Origin of the sequence: Rhodococcus sp. NBC_00294 (assembly GCF_036163995.1) — a bacterium.
GTDB lineage: Bacteria > Actinomycetota > Actinomycetes > Mycobacteriales > Mycobacteriaceae > Rhodococcoides.
Map to the genome: position 1 here is coordinate 1,179,627 of NZ_CP108043.1, position 19,673 is coordinate 1,199,299.

At 69.2% G+C, this 19,673-nt stretch carries 17 protein-coding genes; 12 read left to right on the plus strand and 5 right to left on the minus strand.

Annotated elements, in window-relative coordinates; all coding sequences use genetic code 11:
- Nucleotides 1–12: 12 nt before the first annotated feature.
- Nucleotides 13–1,410, minus strand: a complete 1,398-nt coding sequence (locus OHB23_RS05600; RefSeq protein WP_328811052.1) for an NAD(P)/FAD-dependent oxidoreductase — start codon at nucleotides 1,408–1,410, stop codon at nucleotides 13–15.
- A 141-nt stretch (nucleotides 1,411–1,551) separates the two neighbouring features.
- On the opposite strand from OHB23_RS05600, the gene OHB23_RS05605 reads away from it, so the two are divergent.
- Nucleotides 1,552–2,331, plus strand: coding sequence for a lysophospholipid acyltransferase family protein (locus OHB23_RS05605; protein ID WP_328811053.1), 780 nt, complete (start codon nucleotides 1,552–1,554; stop codon nucleotides 2,329–2,331).
- 120 nt (nucleotides 2,332–2,451) lie between these two features.
- Nucleotides 2,452–4,170, plus strand: a complete 1,719-nt coding sequence (locus tag OHB23_RS05610) for a metallophosphoesterase (RefSeq protein WP_222637936.1) — start codon at nucleotides 2,452–2,454, stop codon at nucleotides 4,168–4,170.
- A 54-nt stretch (nucleotides 4,171–4,224) separates the two neighbouring features.
- Here OHB23_RS05610 and OHB23_RS05615 read toward each other — a convergent pair whose 3' ends face one another.
- Complete coding sequence (locus tag OHB23_RS05615; protein WP_328811054.1) at nucleotides 4,225–4,629, minus strand: VOC family protein; 405 nt, start codon at nucleotides 4,627–4,629, stop codon at nucleotides 4,225–4,227.
- Nucleotides 4,630–4,733: 104 nt separating this feature from the next.
- Between OHB23_RS05615 and OHB23_RS05620 the strand changes: the two genes are divergently transcribed.
- From OHB23_RS05620 to OHB23_RS05630, 3 genes are read left to right on the plus strand one after another with little or no spacing between them, the layout of a single operon-like run.
- Nucleotides 4,734–5,492: an SDR family oxidoreductase gene (locus OHB23_RS05620; protein ID WP_027506139.1), complete on the plus strand. Its 759-nt coding sequence runs from the start codon at nucleotides 4,734–4,736 to the stop codon at nucleotides 5,490–5,492.
- Between the two features lies 1 nt (nucleotide 5,493).
- The gene (locus tag OHB23_RS05625) at nucleotides 5,494–5,985 is read left to right on the plus strand and encodes a metallophosphoesterase family protein (RefSeq protein ID WP_027506140.1); all 492 of its coding nucleotides are present in this window, start codon (nucleotides 5,494–5,496) and stop codon (nucleotides 5,983–5,985) included.
- Nucleotides 5,982–6,350: an RNA-binding S4 domain-containing protein gene (locus OHB23_RS05630; RefSeq protein ID WP_027506141.1), complete on the plus strand. Its 369-nt coding sequence runs from the start codon at nucleotides 5,982–5,984 to the stop codon at nucleotides 6,348–6,350. The genes OHB23_RS05625 and OHB23_RS05630 overlap by 4 nt, the downstream gene beginning before the upstream one ends.
- Before the next feature lie 24 nt (nucleotides 6,351–6,374).
- Here the strand turns inward: OHB23_RS05630 and OHB23_RS05635 are convergent, their stop codons facing one another.
- Nucleotides 6,375–7,532, minus strand: coding sequence for an acyl-CoA dehydrogenase (locus OHB23_RS05635; RefSeq protein WP_056441154.1), 1,158 nt, complete (start codon nucleotides 7,530–7,532; stop codon nucleotides 6,375–6,377).
- 165 nt (nucleotides 7,533–7,697) lie between these two features.
- Between OHB23_RS05635 and OHB23_RS05640 the strand changes: the two genes are divergently transcribed.
- Nucleotides 7,698–9,755, plus strand: a complete 2,058-nt coding sequence (locus OHB23_RS05640; protein WP_328811055.1) for an acyltransferase family protein — start codon at nucleotides 7,698–7,700, stop codon at nucleotides 9,753–9,755.
- On the opposite strand, the gene OHB23_RS05645 is transcribed toward OHB23_RS05640, so the two are convergent.
- The gene (locus OHB23_RS05645; RefSeq protein ID WP_027506144.1) at nucleotides 9,739–10,431 is read right to left on the minus strand and encodes a TetR family transcriptional regulator; all 693 of its coding nucleotides are present in this window, start codon (nucleotides 10,429–10,431) and stop codon (nucleotides 9,739–9,741) included. The two genes, OHB23_RS05640 and OHB23_RS05645, sit on opposite strands and share 17 nt — an antisense overlap.
- Nucleotides 10,432–10,503: 72 nt before the next feature.
- Between OHB23_RS05645 and OHB23_RS05650 the strand changes: the two genes are divergently transcribed.
- Nucleotides 10,504–11,898, plus strand: coding sequence for a xylulokinase (locus OHB23_RS05650; protein ID WP_307108116.1), 1,395 nt, complete (start codon nucleotides 10,504–10,506; stop codon nucleotides 11,896–11,898).
- A 1-nt stretch (nucleotide 11,899) separates the two neighbouring features.
- Here the strand turns inward: OHB23_RS05650 and OHB23_RS05655 are convergent, their stop codons facing one another.
- Nucleotides 11,900–13,471, minus strand: coding sequence for an ABC transporter substrate-binding protein (locus OHB23_RS05655; protein ID WP_328811056.1), 1,572 nt, complete (start codon nucleotides 13,469–13,471; stop codon nucleotides 11,900–11,902).
- Between the two features lie 416 nt (nucleotides 13,472–13,887).
- Between OHB23_RS05655 and OHB23_RS05660 the strand changes: the two genes are divergently transcribed.
- The 5 genes from OHB23_RS05660 (at nucleotide 13,888) to OHB23_RS05680 (ending at nucleotide 19,650) form a co-directional block, all read left to right on the plus strand.
- Nucleotides 13,888–15,111, plus strand: a complete 1,224-nt coding sequence (locus tag OHB23_RS05660) for an L-talarate/galactarate dehydratase (protein WP_307108118.1) — start codon at nucleotides 13,888–13,890, stop codon at nucleotides 15,109–15,111.
- 96 nt (nucleotides 15,112–15,207) lie between these two features.
- Nucleotides 15,208–16,326, plus strand: coding sequence for a sugar ABC transporter substrate-binding protein (locus OHB23_RS05665; RefSeq protein ID WP_222632227.1), 1,119 nt, complete (start codon nucleotides 15,208–15,210; stop codon nucleotides 16,324–16,326).
- Between the two features lie 5 nt (nucleotides 16,327–16,331).
- The gene (locus OHB23_RS05670) at nucleotides 16,332–17,120 is read left to right on the plus strand and encodes an ATP-binding cassette domain-containing protein (protein WP_037186144.1); all 789 of its coding nucleotides are present in this window, start codon (nucleotides 16,332–16,334) and stop codon (nucleotides 17,118–17,120) included.
- On the plus strand, nucleotides 17,117–18,529 hold the full coding sequence (locus tag OHB23_RS05675) for a sugar ABC transporter permease (RefSeq protein ID WP_027506150.1): 1,413 nt from the start codon (nucleotides 17,117–17,119) through the stop codon (nucleotides 18,527–18,529). Before OHB23_RS05670 ends, OHB23_RS05675 begins: the two co-directional genes overlap by 4 nt.
- Nucleotides 18,526–19,650, plus strand: a complete 1,125-nt coding sequence (locus tag OHB23_RS05680; protein ID WP_328811057.1) for an ROK family protein — start codon at nucleotides 18,526–18,528, stop codon at nucleotides 19,648–19,650. The genes OHB23_RS05675 and OHB23_RS05680 overlap by 4 nt, the downstream gene beginning before the upstream one ends.
- The last annotated feature ends 23 nt before the right edge of the window (nucleotides 19,651–19,673 follow it).

Consider the following 19,673-nt stretch of genomic DNA (forward strand, 5'->3'; position numbering starts at 1 on the left):
CCGGAACAGTACTCAGCTGGCGCGAGCGTCCTCGCGTGCCGGGGCTCCCGCGTCCCGCTCCCGGCGGGCGTCCTCGAGCACGACGAGCCTGCCGAGTGCCGTGCGCGCGTGCATCTGCTGCTGAGTGACGGTCAGCTGGGTGCGCGCTCGGCCGAGGAACGTCCACGTCCAGTTGAAGACGGTGGTCAGTCGGCTCTTGAATCCGACGATGTAGACGAGGTGCACCGCGAGCCACATCAGCCATGCCAGGAAGCCGGTGATCTTGACGGGTCCCACCTGCGCCACGGCCGAGAATCGCGTCACGGTCGCCATGCTGCCCTTGTCCCGGTAGCGGAACGGGGTGCGCTCGGGGCGCGGTGTGTCGGTGGCAGCGGCGCGGACGTCGGCAGTGATGCACCGCGCGGCGTAGCGGCCGCCCTGGATCGCCACCTGGGCGACGCCGGGGAGCTTGTCGCGCGCCATCATGTCGCCGACCACGAAGACCTCGGGGTGGCCCGGCAGTGTCAGATCGGCCTCGACGAGCACGCGGCCCGCGCGGTCCACCTCGGCCCCGGACTTCGCCGCGAGCTGTGCCGCGAGCGGGCTCGCGGAGACACCGGCCGACCAGACCTTGCAGGAGGACTCGATGCGGCGCTCGGTGCCGTCGCTGTCGCGGACAGATAATCCGTCGGCGTCGACGTCGGTGACCGCGGCGCCCAGCTCGACCTCGACGCCGACCTTCTCGAGACGTCGTCGAGCATTCTCGCCCAGCGAGTCGGCGAAGGGCGGCAACACCTTCGGGGCCGCGTCGAGCAGAATCACGCGGGCGTCGCGGCTGTCGATCGTGCGGAACGTTCCGGCGAGGGTGCGGCGCGAGAGCTCGGCGATCTGGCCCGCCATCTCGACACCCGTGGGGCCGGCGCCGACGACGACGAACGTGAGCAGCCGTGCGCGCTCGACGGGGTCGGTGGTGAGTTCGGCGGCGTCGAACGCGTTCATGATGCGCCCGCGCAGCTCGAGGGCGTCGTCGAGCGTCTTCATGCCGGGGGCGAACTCGGCGAAGTGATCGTTGCCGAAGTAGGACTGGCCGGCGCCCGCGGCGACGACGAGGCTGTCGTACGGAGTGACCCTGACGCGGCCACGGCTGACCGAGACGACGGTGCGCGCCTCGAGGTCCACCTCCGTGACGTCGCCGAGCACGACGGCGGCATTCGCCTGGTTCTTGAGGATGAGACGGGTGGAGGGCGCGATCTCGCCCTCGGAGAGGATCCCGGTGGCCACCTGGTAGAGCAACGGCTGGAAGAGGTGGTGCGCGGTGCGCGCCACGATCGTCACGTCGACGTCGCTGCGGCGCAGGGCCTTGGTCGCGAACAGGCCGCCGAATCCGGAGCCGACGACGACGACGCGGTGCGGGGCTGTGGTGGTGGTCACGGTGCCCGTTCCTCTCACTTCACGTGGCCGACCTGCGGGTCCGCCTCCGACGGGGTTTCCGTCTGTGACCCAGACCATACACGGCGCGCTCGATTTGTCAGAACAAATAGGTGGAACAGGGCGAACGCCTACGATTCGAGCATGGATCGCCCCGTGGTCGCCCTCGAGAACGCCGACGCCGTGTACGAGTACTACCGGGAGCATCAGCAGAATCGACGCGTCACGCGGCTCGCCTACGGGGCTCTCGCCGGACGGTTCCGACCCCGCGTCCGGTACGGCGACGGTGCTCGCGAACGCCTCCGCTCCCTCATCTACGACGACACGCGGTTCATCCTGGCCGTGAACCACGTCAGCGAGACCGACCCGTACACGGTCGCCGCCGCCGCGTGGTCCAGCGCGCTGCGACCCGTCATCGGCCGCACCCGCGTCCTGGCCAAGGACGAGCTGTTCGTCGAGACCGAACCGAACCGCCCGCGGACCCGCCGCATCGCCGAGCGGACGTCGCAACGACGTCGCATCGAGATGATGGGCGGCATCCCGGTGTTCCGCAGCCGCGACCACGGTCTGCGCGCCGTGTCCCGAGCCGGCAATCTCATGATGGACGTGTGTGCCGAAAGGCTGTCTCGTGGTGACGATCTCGCGATGTTCCCGGAGGGCACGTGCAACGACGGTGATCCGACGGTGCTCCAGCACGTCGGGAGCGGGATCGGGCACATCGTCGCGCGCGCACGGACTCGCGGCGTCGAACCGAGGCTCGTGGTGATGGGGCTGCACTACGGACCGCCGCCCGGCAGGTACCGCTCGGCGAGCGTGCACGTCGACGTGCCGGACATCGTGCTCCCCGACAAGCCGGTCTCCATCGCGCGCACCGTCGCCGAGTACCTTCAGGTGGCCGTGGAGTTGTCGGTCCGCCAGTACTGACTGGTGGTTTTGTCCGGTCGGACCGAAATGTCATGTGCTGCATCGTTGTTCACGTTCGGTTCGGCTCCTGCTCGCCTGCCGTGCGCCTGACGTCGAGGTGACGGGAGCAGCGTCGTCTCCATGGTGGAGAACGCACTGAATCCGGCCGGGGAGATCGTCGACACAGGAGTCCCCGCCCACATCGCGGCGAACGCTTCCATCGCCGAGCAGCACGACTGGCACCTGAGCAATCTCCGTCGCCATCGGGTGTCCCGTCGCAACTTCCTCGTGGGTGCGGCCGCCGTCGCCGCTGCGGCCGGGGTGGGAAACCCCGGTTGGAATCGCGTCGCCTACGCGCAGGACGCGCCGCTGACCGTCGGAGGACGGCATCTCTCCTTCGGCTCCGACGCCGCTACGCAGCTCCGGTTCTCGGCGCAGCTCTCCCGCAATCCCGGACTCACCGGGGTGTTTCTCGACCACGGTCCGACCCCGGCACTGGGCGCCACGACGTCGGCCGAGGTGCGCAACCTGGTGAGCCAGGTACCGCGGTCCGACGGCGGCATCCTGGCGGCCGAGCAGTTCTACGTGCACGTTCCGGTGGACGGGCTCACTCCGCGTCTTCCGCACTACTACCGGTGGCGCACCGCCGACGGCTACGTCAGCGATGTCCGCAGTGCCGCACCGGCTCTGCCGGCGGGCCGGCTCGCACCGTTCCGGTTCACGATGATGGGAGATCAAGGCGTCGACGAGACGCCGACGCAGCCTCCCGGCCTGAAGCCCGGTGACTACGACGATCTGTACTACAAGCCCGACAACGAGCCGTCGGCCAAGCACGCGGCGAACATCGTGCGCCAGATCGCCGACTCGCGGCCCGACTTCCACATCCTCGCGGGCGACATCGCGTACGCGGACCCGTCGGGACAGGGCCGCACTCCTCGCTTCGTACCCAGTGGCGGCACCGTCGACAAGGCCTTCGACAAGTTCAACCCGTACGTCTGGGACGGCTACCTCGCGGCGATCGAGCCGAGCGCGGCGTCGACGCCCTGGCTCTTCGCGACCGGAAATCACGACATGGAGGCGCTGTACGGGCCGAACGGGTACGGCGGCCACGCAGCTCGATTGGACCAGCCGGACAACGGCCCCGCCGGGTGCCCGTCGGTCTACTCGTTCGTCCACGGCAACGTCGCCGTGCTCTCGCTCGACGCCAACGACGTCTCGAACGAGATCCGCGCGAACACGGGCTACAGCGGCGGACGTCAGACGGGATGGGTGGAGTCGACCCTGGCGCGCTACCGGGCCGATCCGGCCGTCGACTTCATCGTCTGCTTCTTCCACCACTGCGCGTACTCGACGACGAAGGACCACGCGAGCGACGGCGGCGTCCGCAGTGCGTGGGCGGGGCTCTTCGACCGGTACCACGTCGATGTGGTGCTGCAGGCGCACAACCACGTGTTCGAGCGGTCCGATCCGATCCGCGGCGGCTCGCCGACCCGCGTCGCCGGTGACCGGTCGGAGGTCACCTCCGTCTCGGACGGCACCGTCTACTACACGGTGGGCGGCGGCGGGCGCCCGCGTTACGGGTTCCAGGACGGCGAACCCGAGAGCTACCGCGGCAACGAGGTGGCCGACACGTCGGTGCCGAACAGCTACGTCGTCGCCGCGGACGGTTCGAAGGTGCCCGAGTCGCTCACCTGGTCACGGGTGCGATTCCGCAACTACTCGTTCGTCCGCGCGGACGTGACGCCCGGGATCCCCGGCATCACACCGAGTCGGATGCGCATCTCCGCGGTCGACGAGTACGGGCGGGAGTTCGACGAGGTCACCTTCCGTCGCGAGCTGCCGCTCGCGTTCGGCAGCTAGCTGCCGGCCGTGTGACCGTCGGCAGCTAGCTGCCGGCCGTGTGACCGTCGGCAGCTAGCTGCCGGCGATGTTCACCATCCAGCCGATCCCGAACCGGTCGGTGAGCATCCCGAAGGTGTCGCCCCACGGGGCCGTCTCGAGCGGGACGCCGAGGGTGCCGCCCGCGGCGAGCGCGTCCCAGTAGCCGCGCAGTTCTGGCTCGTCGTCGCCGCTCAGGGACACCGTGCCGTTGGTGCTCACCTCCATCGACGACGGAGTGTCGGCGCCCATCAGCGTGAAGCCGCTCGGGGTGTCGAGCTGACCGTGCATGACGTTGCCCGCCTCGGACTCCTCGACGGGCATGCCCGAGTCACCGAACGTCGACAGCGTGAGTTCTCCGCCGAACACGGTGCGATAGAACTCCATCGCCTCCCGCGCCGTGTCCCGGAACGACAGGTACGGATTGAGTCGGGTCGTCATGGTGAGCCTCTTTCTCAAGCAGGGGTGGTCCGCCGACTCCTGTGACTTGATAGAAAGAGTGGGAGCCGCGGGGTTTCGGGGCCGAGATGAGAAAGAGGGTAGTCGTGAGCGAGCAGGTCAGGACAGCAATCGTCACGGGAAGTGCGCGAGGAATCGGTGCCGCCGTCGCCCGACGTCTCGCCGCGGACGGCTTCGGTGTCGCCGTCGTCGATCTCGACGAGGCGGCGTGTGCCGGCACGGTCGACGCGATCACCGCAGCCGGTGGTCAGGCCATCGCCGTCGGCGCGAACGTCGCGGACGAGCAGTCGGTCGTCTCTGCGGTCGAGCGCATCGCCACCGACTTCGGGGCGCCCACGGTGCTGGTGAACAACGCCGGCATCCTGCGCGACAATCTTCTCTTCAAGATGTCGGTCGACGACTGGGACGCCGTGCTCGGCGTGCATCTGCGCGGATCGTTCCTCATGTCCCGCGAGGTGCAGAAGCATCAGGTCGAGGCCAAGTGGGGACGCATCGTCAACCTGTCGTCCACCTCGGCGCTGGGCAACCGCGGTCAGGCCAACTACGCGGCCGCCAAGGCAGGCATGCAGGGCTTCACCAAGACCCTCGCCATCGAGCTGGGCCGCTACAACGTCACCGTCAACGCGATCGCACCCGGCTTCATCGAGACGGAGATGACGGCGGCGACGGCCGAGCGCGTCGGCGTGCCGTTCGAGGACTTCAAGAAGGGTGCCGCGTCGCAGATCCCGGTCAACCGCATCGGTCAGCCCGAGGACATCGCCCACACGGCATCCTTCTTCTGCAGTGAGGGTGCAGGATTCGTGTCCGGCCAGGTCGTGTACGTCGCGGGCGGGCCGAAAGACTGACGTGAAGTTGCTGCTGCTCGCCGACACCCACGTCCCCACCCGCGCGCGGGATCTGCCCGCCGCGGTGTGGGACGCGGTGGACGCGGCCGACCTGGTGGTGCACGCGGGTGACTGGATGGCGCCGTCGTTGCTGGACGCGCTCGAGGAGCGGTCGACCGATCTGCTCGCCTGCTGGGGCAACAACGACGGTGACGATCTCCGTGCGCGGTTGCCGGAGGTCGCACGGCGGACGGTCGAGGGTGTGCGCATGGTCGTCACGCACGAGACAGGGGCGAAGGGGGGACGGGAGAAGCGGATGGACGCGCAGTTCCCGGACACCGACCTGCTCGTGTTCGGGCACAGCCACATTCCGTGGGACACGCTGTCCTCCAACGGGATGCGCCTGCTCAACCCGGGTTCGCCGACCGACCGTCGGCGGCAACCGCACTGCACCTACATGACGCTGACCCTGAGCGGCGGTGCGGTCTCGGACGTCGTGGTGCACGAGCTGTGACGCGCATTGACGCCTGGACGTGGTCGGTGCGGCTGTTCAAGACGCGCTCTGCCGCCGCGTCGGCGTGCCGCGGCGGACACGTGAAGATCAACGGCAGCGCCGCCAAACCGGCGCAGCACGTGGTGCCCGGTGACGAGGTACGCATCCGCGCAGGGGGATTCGAGAAGATCGTCGAGGTCACTCAGCTCGTGAACAAGCGAGTGGGAGCCCCGGCCGCGGTGGCGTGCTACATCGACCGGAGCCCACCCCCACCGCCACGGGAACTGTTCGCCGCGGTGCCCGTTCGCGATCGCGGAGCCGGGAGGCCGACGAAGCGGGACCGGCGCGAGATCGACCGGTTGCGGGCGGCACCGCCGAGCGAGTGACGCACGGCGGTCCCGCCACCGGCGTCAGCGCAGCAGTGCGCGCGACATGACGACGCGCTGAATCTGGTTGGTGCCTTCGTAGATCTGCGTGATCTTGGCGTCACGCATCATGCGCTCGACCGGGAAGTCGCGCGTGTAGCCGGCGCCACCGAAGAGCTGCACCGCATCGGTGGTCACCTTCATGGCGACGTCCGAGGCGAAGCACTTGGAGGCGGCGGAGATGAAGCCGAGGTTCTTCTCGCCGCGCTCGGCGCGAGCGGCTGCCGAGTACACCATGAGGCGGGCCGCCTCGATCTCCATCGCCATGTCGGCGAGCATGAACTCGACGCCCTGGAACGTGCTGATGGCCTTGCCGAACTGCTTGCGGTCCTTGGTGTACGCGATGGCCGCGTCGAGAGCGCCCTGCGCGATGCCGACGGCCTGCGCGCCGATGGTGGGACGGGTGTGGTCGAGCGTCGCGAGTGCCGTCTTGAAGCCGGTGCCGGGCTCACCGATGATGCGGTCTCCGGGGATGCGGCAGTTCTCGAAGTACAGCTCGCGGGTGGGGCTGCCCTTGATGCCGAGCTTGCGCTCCTTCTCGCCGACCGAGAAGCCCTCGTCGTCCTTGTGCACCATGAACGCCGAGATGCCGTTGGCCTTCTTCTCGGGATCGGTGACGGCCATGACGGTGTACCAGGTCGACTTGCCGGCGTTGGTGATCCACGCCTTCGAGCCGTTCAGGATCCAGTCGTCGCCGTCCGCCTTGGCGCGGGTCTTCATGCCGGCGGCGTCGGAGCCCGCCTCACGCTCGGACAGTCCGTAGGAGGCCATCTCGCCCTCGGCGATGGAGGGCAGCACCTTCTGCTTGAGCTCCTCGTTGCCGCTGAGGATGAGGCCCATGGTGCCGAGCTTGTTCACGGCGGGGATCAGGGAGGAGGAACCGCACACGCGGGCGACCTCCTCGATCACCATGCAGGCCGCGACGGAGTCGGCGCCCTGGCCGCCGTACTCCTCGGGAATGTGCACCGCGTTGAAGCCGGAGGCGTTGAGGGCCTTCAGGGCCTCCTCGGGGAAGCGCTCCTGCTCGTCGACCTCGGTGGCGTACGGCGCGATCTCCTTCTCGGAGAGTGCGCGGATGGCCTCGCGGAGCTCGTTGTGCTCGTCGGCGAGCTGGAAGAGGTCGAAGCTGGGGTTGCCGGCCATGGGATGTCCGTTCGTCGTGGTGAGAGGGTCGTGGCACTCGGTGTCACGGAATGAGGCCAGCGTACCGGACCGACCGGCCGGTGACCATGGCTGCGTGGCACTTGGTGTCACTGGTCACGTGTGGGTGCTCCGGACCCGTACCGTCCGTCCCTTATTCTGGTGGTCGTGCACCACCAGGCGACGACCCGTGCGCCGGGTGCCCGGGCAGTCGGCGCGCGCAGGCCGGGCCACCGCGTCGATCTGGACGGTCTCCGCGGGCTGGCGATCGCCCTCGTGGTCGTCTTCCACATCTGGTTCGGCAGGGTCTCGGGCGGTGTCGACGTCTTCCTCGTCCTGTCCGGCTTCTTCTTCACGTCGATGGTGCTGCGCCGCGTCGAGCGAGCCGACGGTCCGATCCTGCGGCCCCTCGTCGTCCGCACCGCCCGACGCCTGTACCCCGCGGCGGTGGTGGTGTTCGGCGCGGTGGCGCTCTGGACCGCGTGGGACCGACCCTTCACGATGTGGGACGCGACGACGCGGCAGCAGCTCGCGTCGCTGGCGTACGTCCAGAACTGGGAGCTCGCGCGGACCGCGTCCGACTACGCGGCGGCCGATCTGTCGGTCAGTCCGCTCCAGCACCTGTGGTCGATGTCCGTGCAGGTGCAGTTCTACGTCGGTGTCACGGCCGTGGTGTTCCTCGTCGCCGCGGCGTGCCGTCGGTGTGGTCGTCGGGACCTGACCACACCGGTGCTGGTGTCGGTGCTCGCGGTCGCCGCCGCGGTGTCGTTCACCTATGCGGCCGACATCGGCCGCACCCACCAGGGGTGGGCCTACTACGACACCGGGGCGCGGACGTGGGAACTCGCTGTCGGCGCGATCGCCGGGCTGGTGATCGGTCGAGTGGTGCTGCCGGCCGCGCTACGGGCCGCGGCCGCCGTCGTCGGACTTGCCGCACTGGTGGGCTGTGGGTTCCTCGTCGACGGTGCGGCGCAGTTCCCCGGTCCTGCCGCGCTGGTGCCGGTCGGGGCCGCGATGCTGCTGGTGCTTGCCGGTGCGGGTGCTCCCGAGTCACGAGCACCGGCCGTGACCCGTGCTCTCGAGTCCCGCCCACTGCAGTTCCTCGGCTCCATCGCCTACCCGCTGTACCTGTGGCACTGGCCGATCCTCATTGCGGTGCTCGGAACCGGGCACTCGGTGACCGTGGTGACGGGATCCGCCGTGGTGGTCGTCTCGATCGCCCTGGCCGTCGCCACACGCTCGTGGGTGGAGGAGCCGATGCACCGTCGGGGCGCGGGCCGCGGCGTCCTCACCGCCCTGGTGACCGTCGGAGCGATCGGCCTCGCCGCGGCGAGCGCGACCTGGCAGGGCTACCTCGATCGAGCGACGGCCCAGCCGACCGCCGACGTGAGCTCCGACGATCGCTACCCGGGGGCGCTCGCGCTCGTCGACGGTGTTCCCGTGCCGGACGCTCCGATGCGACCCACCGTGCTCGATGCGGACCTGGACCTGCCGCAGTCGACGCTGGACGGCTGCATCGCGGACATGACGCAGCGCGAGGTGATCTCGTGCGTGTACGGCGATCCCGACGCGACGCGCACCCTTGCCCTGGCCGGGGGATCGCATGCCGAGCACTGGCTCCCCGCACTCGACCGGATCGGCCGGGATCGCGGGTTCGCCGTGGTGACCTACCTCAAGATGGGGTGCCCGCTCGACATCGGCGAGCCGCTCCTGGTGGATCTGCCCTACCCGGACTGCCGGGACTGGTCCTCGGACGTGCTCGACATCCTCGCGTCGGACCGCCCCGACTGGGTGTTCACCACCTCGACGCGGCCGAGCCCCACGGAGTTCGGCGACGTCACACCCGACGCGTACCTCGACGTCTGGGCACGCTTCTCCGCGCTCGCTCTTCCCGTCGTGGCCGTGCGGGACACTCCGTGGCTCAGCCGGGAGGGCGTCCCGTATCGCGCCGCGGACTGCCTTGCCGACGGCGGCGACAGCGAGTCGTGCGGACTGCCGCGCAGCGAGGTCCTGTCCGAGATCGATCCGGCCCGCGCCGCGTCGCTGCCGTTCCCCTCGGTGGTTCCCGTCGACTTCTCCGATGCGGTCTGCGGTCCCGACGTGTGTCGCGTCGTCGAAGGAAACGTGCTGGTCTACCACGATTCCCACCACCTGTCGGCGACGTACGTCCGGTCGCTCGTGCCGGTGGTCGACAGCACGCTCGGCGAGGTCACGGGGTGGTGGTGAGACCGTCCCCGAAGTGCTGTGCGAGCAGGGTCGTGACGTCGGCGACCGACGTCCCCGGCGGCAACACGAGTGCGGTGGGCCGGTCTCCCGCGGTGTCGGTGACGAACCGCCGCTTCACCGCCCCGAGGGCGCGCCGGACGTCCTCGACCTCCACTCGGGCCCCGTCGCGAAGCCACGTACGCAGCAGGTAGTTGTGCGTCGCCGTGACCGCGGCGGCGAACTGCACCAGGGAGAGCGGCTCCTGCGTCGGGGCGCCGCGGCGCAGGGTGTCGACGAAGACGCGCTCGTACCGCAGCACCATCACCAGTTCGCGCTCGCGCAGGGCGGGCACCGTCTGCAGGACGCGGTAGCGGCGACGGGTGGTGTCCGGCGTGCCGGAGAACCGGGCGAACACGCGCGCGGCGGCCTCGCACACGGCGTCGTACGGGTCGAGGTCGGTCGTTCCCAGGAAGTCCTGCACATGGGCGAGGGTGGCGTCGTGGTCGAGGAAGACCACATCCTCCTTGGACCGGAACTGCCGGAAGAACGTGCGGCGCGACAGCCCCGCGCTCTCCGCGATCTGGTCGACCGTGGTGGCCTCGTACCCCTTGCTCTCGAAGAGCTCCAGCGCCGCACCCATGACCTCGAGGCGAAACCGGGCGTCCTCGGTTTCTCGCGGTTCGTCGTGGGCGGCCATGGCTTCACGGTAGCGTGAACTGCTCGGACCGGTGAGCTGCCGGAACGCACGTGACGGTGAAGGGACGAGGTCGTGGCGTTGGTGATGGGTGTCGATTCGTCCACCCAGTCGTGCAAAATCGTTGTTCGGGACGCGGATTCCGGTGAGCTGGTCCGCCACGGTCGGGCCGGCCATCCCGACGGCACCGAGATCGACCCGGCCCGGTGGCACGAGGCTCTCGAGACCGCTCTCGCGGACGCCGGTGGAATGGACGGCGTCGACGCGGTCTCCGTCGGAGCGCAGCAGCACGGCATGGTGTGTCTCGACGAGGCGGGCGAGACCGTCCGACCGGCGTTGCTGTGGAACGACACTCGCTCCGCCGAGTCGGCGCGCGACCTGGTGACCGAGCTGGGTGGAGGCCAGGAGTGGGCCGACGCCGTGGGCGTGGTGCCGGTCGCGTCCATCACCGCGGCAAAGCTGCGGTGGCTCGCGGATCACGAGCCGGAGAACGCCGATCGCACTGCGGCAGTCTGTCTTCCGCACGACTGGCTGTCCTGGCGCCTCGGCGGTGCTCGTGGACTCGACGCCCTGGCCACGGATCGGGGTGACGCCAGCGGCACGGGATACTTCTCGGCGGCCACGAACGAGTACCGCGTCGATCTGCTCGGTCTCGCGCTACGCGGGCGCACCCCGCACGTGCCCACCGTGGCGGCGCCCTCGACACGGATCGGCACGACTTCCGGAGGCGCGGCCATCGGGCCCGGAACCGGTGACAATGCCGCTGCGGCACTGGCTCTGGGTGCCGGCGAGGGTGACCTGGTGGTCTCCATCGGCACGTCCGGCGTCGTCTCGGCCGTGTCCACCGTGGCTCCTCGCGACCCGTCGGGACTGGTGGCCGGCTTCGCCGACGCCACCGGTCGTCAACTGCCTCTCGTCTGTACGCTGAACGCCGCGCGCGTGCTCGATGCGACCGCGCGCCTGCTCGGCGTCGACCACGACGAGCTGTCGCGGCTCGCGCTGTCCACGGAGAGCCAGGGCCTGGTCATGGTGCCGTACCTCGAGGGGGAGCGCACACCGAACCGGCCCGACGCGACCGGCGCGATTCATGGCCTGCGCCTGGGTAATTCGACCCCGGCGCACCTCGCGCGCGCCGCGATCGAGGGTCTGCTGTGCAGTCTCGCCGACGGGATCGACCACCTGGTGGCGCAGGGTGCGACCGTGTCGCGAGTGCTGCTCGTCGGCGGGGGCGCGAAATCCGAGGCGGTGCGCGTCCTCGCGCCGGGAGTCTTCGGCATGCCCGTCGACGTCCCGCCGCCCGGTGAGTACGTGGCCGACGGGGCCGCGCGCCAGGCGGCCTGGGTGCTGTCCGGCGGGGCCGAACCGCCCACCTGGGCCGCGGCGGACATTCCCCGGTACGAGGCGGACCCGACCCCGGCGGTGCGCGAACGCTACGCCGAGGTGCGGGACCTGACGGAGGGTGCCGGGTAGGTCAGCGCCCCGTAGCGTTCGACTCGTCGTCGGCGTGGGTCATGGCAGCGAGGTGCATCTCGTCGACGGTGGCCGAGTCGGGTGTGTAGTCGACTCTGTCCGACTTCGCCAGCACGCCCTCCATGTGCGCGATGTACGCCATCTGCATGATCTTCGTCGGCTCCTCCTCGAAAAGGCGGGCGTACGCATCCTGCCGGGCGTCACCCGTGAGCTGGCCGGCCGCGGCGATCTCCGCGTCGAACTCCGGTGTTCCGTAGGCACTCTGGAATCCGTCACTCGTGAAGTACTGGTCGACGGTGAAGGCCGAGTCACCCGCCTGGTTGCCGTGCTGGATGACCAGGAGGTACGGGCCGGCGTCGGCGGGGAAGGGGCGCTCCTGGTACTGCGACGTACCGGCCGAGTCCATCATCTCGATCGAGATGTTCATGCCCAGTTCGGACAGTGCGTTCTGGACGACCTCGAGGGTCTCGTTGACCTTCGGGAACTGACCGGTACGGCCGATCAGTCGGATCTTCGCATCGACCGGCACGCCGTCCGCTCGTGCCTCGTCGAGCAGTGCTCGCGCCTTCTCCGTGTCGTACGGCCACGCCTCGAGATCGTCGTCGTACCCGACGACTCCCGGCGAGACCAACTGGGCCGCCGGGCGTCCCAGATCGCGAAAGAGGGCGTGCACGATGCCGTTCCGGTTGATGGAATAGTTGATCGCCTGCCGCACCCGGATGTCGTCCAGGGGTGGCTCCCCCACCTGGATCCGAACCGCGGTGGTCTCGTTGTTCGGGTAGGCCACACCCAGGTCCCCGGCACCGTCCTCCGGTCCGATACCGGTCGCGATGTCGGCCTCGTCTCCCGAGACCATCGACGCGCGGATGCTGCCTTCGCTGCGCCACTGGTAGACGGCACGGGCGAACTCCGGCCGAGGCCCCCAGTACCGATCGTTGCGCACCAGGGTCAGCCGCTGGCCGTAGTCCCAGGTGTCGATAGCGAACGGTCCGGTGCCGACCGGTTCCCGCTCGCGTTCCGTGATGCTGGCGGTGCGTGGGACCATCTCCACGAACGAGATCCGCAGCGGGAGGATGGGATCCGGGTTCGGCGCTGCCACCGTCAGGGTCAGCGGATCGACGACGGCCACGGTCAGATCGGCGTCGCCGAACACGTATCCCTCGACGTTGCATCCGATGTCGGAGTTCACGGTGCGCTCGATGGAGTGCGCGGCGTCCGCGGCCTCGAACGGTCGACCGTCGCTGAAGGTGACTCCGGGGTGCAGACGGAACGTCCACTGGCGGTCGGAGTTCTGTTCCCAGGAGTCGGCAAGCTTGGGTTCGAGATCACCGGTGGTGGGGTTCCGCTCCATGAGAGGTTCGGTGATGTTCGACCGCGTGACGACGCCGATCGAGGTCTGCGAGACGTCGCACGCCTCGAGCGTCGGGGGTTCCTGACTCAGGACGATGCGCAGGGTGTCCGGATCGGTGACCGAGCTGCGGTCCGTGTTGGCCACGGAGCACGCCGAGGCGGTGAGCGCGAGGACGAGCACGCCTGCGAGCGTCCCGGATCGGTGTCGCGGTGCAGGGCTCATGTCGACCTCCGGGTATGACGTCCGAGTGGACGGGGGATTCGAGTGACACCGGACAGGTGGGCTGTGGTGATCGGATCCTGTGACGGTGGACACAACGTAGGAGCGGTTGTCGAGGTCGTCAACGGCGTCGAGCCGTCGTCGAGACCGTCCGCGTCACCATCGAGGCGACGACGCCGACGCCGCTCGAGTCACCCACCTGCGGCGATACGTGGTCAGAGATCGACCGGTCCGGATCGTGAACCGACACATGCGATTTCCGCATCGTTCGATGCCGATGTGGTGCGACCGGAGCGCCACTCGTCGGGACATGCAGTGATGCTCGGTCGGCATCGACCGATGCGACATCAGTGTTGGACGCGCATCAGTGCGGCTTCTAGCGTGTGAGCTGGACCACGTACCCGATGGAGGAGCCGACTGTGACCGACACGCGAGAGACCCCCGAGCGCAGCACCACCCGGCCGACCAGCGGGCTCACCGCGCCCGACGCGGCCGTTCGTGCGCTCGCGCCCGGGGCCGCCACGATCGATCGCATCGCGGACGTCACCCTGCGCTCCGTCGTTCTCCCTCTGGCCACACCCATCAGCGACGCGAAAGTGCTGACCGGACGGCAGAAGCCGATGACGGAGGTGGTGTTCCTCTTCGTCGAGATACGCACCGAGCAGGGGCACGAGGGCATCGGGTTCAGCTACTCCAAACGTGCCGGCGGCCCTGCGCAGTTCGCCCACGCGCGAGAGATCGCGCCTGTGCTGATCGGTCAGGATCCCAGTGACATCGGTAAGATCTGGAGCTCTCTCGTCTGGGCCGGTGCCTCCGTCGGTCGCAGCGGCGTCGCCACCCAGGCGATCGCGGCCGTCGACATCGCACTGTGGGACCTAAAGGCGAAGCGCGCCGGGCTCCCGCTCGCGAAACTCATCGGCTCCACCCGTGATGCGGTGCAGACGTACAACACGTCCGGCGGCTTCCTGCACACCCCGATCGAGGAGGTGCTGGAGAACGCGACCGCGTCTCTCGCGGCCGGCATCGGCGGTATCAAACTGAAGGTGGGACAGCCGGACTGGCGCCAGGACATCGCTCGGGTGACCGCAGTGCGCGAGCACCTGGGTGACGACGTGCCCCTGATGGTCGACGCGAACCAGCAGTGGGACCGACCGACGGCGACCCGGATGTGCCGCATTCTCGAACAGTTCGATCTGGTGTGGATCGAGGAACCACTCGACGCCTACGACGCCGAGGGCCACGCCATGCTCGCGCGGACCTTCGACACGTCCATCGCGACCGGTGAGATGCTGGCCAGTGTCGGCGAGCACGTGCGCCTGATCGAGGCCGGGTCCGTCGACATCATCCAGCCCGACGCGCCGCGCATCGGTGGGATCACGCAGTTCCTGAAGCTCGCAGGACTCGCCGAGCATCACGGCCTCCAGATGGCGCCGCACTTCGCGATGGAGATCCACCTGCATCTCGCGGCTGCCTATCCTCTGCAGACCTGGGTGGAGCACTTCGACTGGTTGGATCCGCTGTTCGAGGAGCACCTGGAGACGCGGGACGGGCGGATGCACCTGTCCGAACGTCCTGGCCTCGGCTTCACCCTGAGCGAGCAGGCGCACGCGTGGACCGTGGCGGAGGTGCACGTCGATCGCTGAAGAGTGACCGGCGTCACCTTGTCGGACAGCCTATTGCCCAGATCACACCTGGAGGAATATGTTGTGCTCCGCAACATACAACCGAAGGGACGATCGATGCAGAACACAAGGCTCGCCCTCACCGCGGCGGGTATCGGTCTGGTCATGGCACTCACCGCGTGTGGCAGCAACTCCAGCAGCGACAGCGGCAGCGGAGACTCCGGCGGATCCGGCAACGGCGGCACCAAGGTCGGCGTCATCCTGCCCGACACCAAGTCGTCCGCACGCTACGAGTCGCAGGACCGACCGCTCCTGCAGAAGGCGCTGAGCGACGCGGGTCTCGATCCGATCATCCAGAACGCGGAGGGCGACACCACCAAGTTCTCGTCCATCGCCGACTCGATGATCAGCCAGGGTGCGAAGGTCATCCTGATGAGCAATCTCTCGTCCGAGTCCGGTGCCGCCGTGCAGAAGAAGGCCACCGAAGCGGGCGTCGCCACCATCGACTACGACCGACTCACCCTCGGCGGCTCGGCCGACTACTACGTCTCCTTCGACAGCACCACCGTCGGCAACCTGCAGGGTCAGGGCCTGGTGGACTGCGTGGGCGCGAAGCCCGGCGCGCAGATCATCCAGATCAACGGCTCGCCGACCGACAACAACGCCACGCTGTTCAAGGCCGGCGCGCTCGAGGTGCTGCAGCCGAAGTACGACTCCGGCGACCTGCGCCTCGCGGGCGACCAGGCCATCCCCGAGTGGGACAACCAGGTCGGCGGCACCACCTTCGAGCAGCTGCTCACCGCCAACGGCGGCAAGGTCGACGGCGTTCTCGCCGCCAACGACGGACTCGCTGGCGCCGTCATCACGGTCCTGCAGAAGAACGGCCTGAACGGCACCGTGCCGGTCACCGGTCAGGACGCCACCGAGGACGGACTGAAGGCCGTGCTCCGCGGCGACCAGTGCATGACCGTCTACAAGGACGTCGCGAAGGAGGCGGCCGCTGCCGCCGAGCTCGCCATCGACCTCGCCAAGGGTGACACCGCCGCTGCCGACGCAAAGGCGACGGCGACGTCGGAGGACCCCGAGGGCAACCGTCAGGTGAAGTCGGTCCTCCTGGACCCGGTCACCATCACGCGCGACAACGTCAAGGTCGCCGTCGACGGCGGCGCCGTCTCGGCGGACGCGTTGTGCAGTGGCGACGTGGCTCAGGCCTGCGCGGACGCGGGGATCTCCTGACCACCATGACCGCCGCGGGAGAGCCCGTCCTGCAGTTGCAGGGCATCAACAAGAGTTTCGGTCCGGTGCACGTCCTGCACGACGTCGATCTGACGATCAGGGCAGGAGAGGTCACCGCACTGGTCGGTGACAACGGCGCGGGCAAGTCCACGCTGATCAAGTGCATCGCCGGAATTCACGGCACCGACTCCGGCGAGGTCCGCTTCGGCGGCGAGCCGGTGTCGGTGTCGAATCCGAAAGAGGCTGCGGCGCTGGGTATCGAGGTCGTGTACCAGGACCTCGCCCTGTGCGACAACCTCGACATCGTGCAGAACATGTTCCTCGGCCGTGAGCGTACGGCCAAGGGTCTGCTCGACGAGGCATCGATGGAACAGGCGGCGCGCGACACCCTCGCGTCGCTGTCGGTGCGCACCGTCAAGTCGGTGCGCACCCCGGTCGCGTCGCTGTCCGGTGGACAGCGGCAGACCGTCGCCATCGCCAAGTCGGTGCTCTGGGAGTCGAAGGTGGTGCTGCTCGACGAGCCCACGGCCGCACTGGGAGTCGCGCAGACGCGACAGGTCCTCGACCTCGTTCGCCGCCTCGCGGACTCGGGTGTGGGAGTGCTGCTCATCAGCCACAACATGAACGACGTCGTCGAGGTGTCCGACTCCGTCGCCGCCCTGTTCCTGGGGCGGATGGCGGCGCAGGTGCGCACGGCGGACGTGTCCGTCGGACGCATCGTCGAGCTCATCACGACCGGCCGCAGCGGTGACCTCGGTCTTCCGTCGGCCGAGGCGAAGGCGGTGACGATATGACCGCCGCGCCCGAACAGGACCGCGCCCGGTCCGACTTCTCGATGGACACCGATCGGCGATCGTTCGGCGACGCCGGACGCGACTACGTGGCACGACTGCGCGGCGGCGAGCTGGGGGCACTGCCCGCACTCGCCGGGCTGGTCGTCCTGCTCGTCGTGTTCTCGTCGCTGTCGGGGCAGTTCCTCACCCTCAACAACGTGGCCAATCTGCTCACCCAGGGAGCGGCCACCGCGTTGATCGGCATGGGGCTGGTGTTCGTGCTCCTCCTCGGTGAGATCGACCTCTCCGCCGGCACCGGCTCCGGTGTGGCGGCGGCGATTCTCGCCCTGCACTACACGGAGGGGGGAAACCTGCTCGGCGGCATGGGAACCGGTGTGTTCCTGACGTTCTGCGCCGTTCTGGTGGTGGCCGGAGTGCTCGCGGCGATCACGCGACTGTGGGCGGCCATCGTGCCGGCCGCGATCGCACTCGCCATCGCGCTGCTCGGGGTGCCCGCGAATCCGTGGATCGAGATCGTGCTGGCGATCTGCGTCGGTGCCTCGATCGGCTGCCTCACCGGGTTCCTCGTCTCCCGCGTCGGCATCCCGTCGTTCGTGGTCACGCTGGCACTGTTCCTCGCCTGGGGCGGTGTGGTGCTGCAGCTGATCGGTGAGGGCGGCACCCTCGGAATCTCCGACAACACCGTGCTCTTCGCGGTGGCCAACCGGTCGCTCCCGGTGTGGGCGAGTTGGGTGCTGTTCGCGGTGGTCGTCGGCGGATTCGCGGCGATCAACCTCTCGCGCCAGCGCACTCGGCTGAAGCAGGGACTGACGGCTCCCCCGACGTCGCTGTTGCTGGTCAAGATCGCGGCACTGACGGTGTTCGCCGCCCTCGCCACGTGGGCGATGACGGTGAACCGCAGCCCCAACCCGGCGGTGCTCTCCATCGCCGGTGTGCCGTACGTCGTTCCGATCGTGCTCTTCGTGTTGGTGCTCGCCACGTTCGTCCTCGACCGGACGTCCTACGGTCGGCACGTCTACGCGGTGGGTGGCAACGCGGAGGCGTCGCGGCGAGCGGGTATCGACGTCCGGCGCATCCGCATGAGTGTCTTCGTGGTCAGCTCGACCATCGCGGCACTCGGCGCCATCGTGGCAGCGTCCAAGGTCGGATCCGTGGATCCGCAGGCGGGTGGCGGCAACACGCTGCTGTTCGCCGTCGGCGCCGCCGTCATCGGTGGAACGTCGCTCTTCGGTGGACGTGGTCGCGTGCGGGACGCGGTGATCGGTGCTGCCGTCATCGCGGTGATCGACAACGGACTGCGCCTGCAGGGGCAGTCCGCGGCGGTGGTCTCCATCGTCACCGGTCTCGTGCTGTTGCTCGCGGCCAGTGTCGACGCACTGTCGCGTCGACGAGCTCCGACTGGTCGGTGACAGGCCGACCGGCTCGTTCCGCCCTCGTCCGTAGTGTCCACCTCGGTGGGGCTCGGACGAGGGCGGAACTCGCGGAGGACCTCTCGCTGAACCGGAGCACCGTCAAGACTCTCGTCGACGACCTCGTCGCCGACGGCCTGGTCTCCGAACATCCGTCGTCCGGTGGCGGGGCCGGCCGGCCGTCGCTGGTGGTCGACCCCATCCCGTCCGCCGCCTGGGTACTCGCGGTCGACGCGGCCGTCGACTGGCTGTCCGTCTCCGCGATCGGCTGGGGCGCAGCGGTTCTGGCGGATCTCGACTACGAGGCGGGAGCGGGCCCGGACCCGGCGGACCTGGTGCGCCGCATCGCCGATGCCGCGACCGAGCTCACCCATCGGGTGGGATCGGCCCCGCGTGCAGTGTGTGTCGCCGTACCCGGTCTCGTGCGGTCGGCCGACGGTCTCGTGCGCGTCGCACCCAACCTCGGCTGGACCAACGTTCCGCTCGGTCGTCTGATCGGTGAGGCGGTCGGGGTGCGGTGCATCGTCGCCAACGAGTCCGATCTGGGAGTGGTCGCGGAACACACCCGCGGATGCGCCCGCGGCGTGGACGACGTGGTCTACCTCTTCGCGGAGTTCGGTGTGGGTGCCGGAATACTCAGCGCCGGATCACTTCTCGGCGGTTCCGGTGGCTACGCCGGCGAGGTGGGACACATGCGGACCGCCGCAGGCGGGGGCCTCTGCAGCTGCGGAAGCAACGGGTGCTGGGAGCTGTCCGTCGGGCAGGACGCACTGCGCCGGGCACTCGCGATGCCGGAACCCGCGACGCCGTCCGCGATCGGGCGCGCACTGGCCGACGTCGCCGCCGCCGGGGGTGCCCTGCCGGAGAGCTACATCGAGGCACTGGAGACGGGCGTCTGCACCATCGTCACGATGGTGGACCCCCGCGTCGTCGTGTTCGGCGGCCTCTTCGCCGACGTTCTCCGGGTGCCCTCGGCGATGGCACGCATCACCGAGGGCGTGGGGGAGTGCCTGGTCGGACGCCAGCACGGGGTGGAACTGCACGTCTCGGGCCTGGGTCGGCGGATCTCGGTGATCGGTGCCGCCGAGCTGGCCTTCGCCGAGGTGCTGCAGCGGCTGTAGTGGGCCTTCGGCCCCCGTGAGCC

Excerpts from the sequence above, each read along its gene's own strand:
- OHB23_RS05675 (WP_027506150.1), top strand. The coding sequence starts at position 17,117 with ATGACCGCCGCGCCCGAACAGGACCGCGCCCGGTCCGACTTCTCGATG.
- OHB23_RS05635 (WP_056441154.1), bottom strand. The coding sequence starts at position 7,532 with ATGGCCGGCAACCCCAGCTTCGACCTCTTCCAGCTCGCCGACGAGCAC.
- OHB23_RS05605 (WP_328811053.1), top strand. The coding sequence starts at position 1,552 with ATGGATCGCCCCGTGGTCGCCCTCGAGAACGCCGACGCCGTGTACGAG.
- OHB23_RS05665 (WP_222632227.1), top strand. The coding sequence starts at position 15,208 with ATGCAGAACACAAGGCTCGCCCTCACCGCGGCGGGTATCGGTCTGGTC.
- OHB23_RS05655 (WP_328811056.1), bottom strand. The coding sequence starts at position 13,471 with ATGAGCCCTGCACCGCGACACCGATCCGGGACGCTCGCAGGCGTGCTC.
- OHB23_RS05615 (WP_328811054.1), bottom strand. The coding sequence starts at position 4,629 with ATGACGACCCGACTCAATCCGTACCTGTCGTTCCGGGACACGGCGCGG.
- OHB23_RS05670 (WP_037186144.1), top strand. The coding sequence starts at position 16,332 with ATGACCGCCGCGGGAGAGCCCGTCCTGCAGTTGCAGGGCATCAACAAG.
- OHB23_RS05610 (WP_222637936.1), top strand. The coding sequence starts at position 2,452 with ATGGTGGAGAACGCACTGAATCCGGCCGGGGAGATCGTCGACACAGGA.
- OHB23_RS05645 (WP_027506144.1), bottom strand. The coding sequence starts at position 10,431 with ATGGCCGCCCACGACGAACCGCGAGAAACCGAGGACGCCCGGTTTCGC.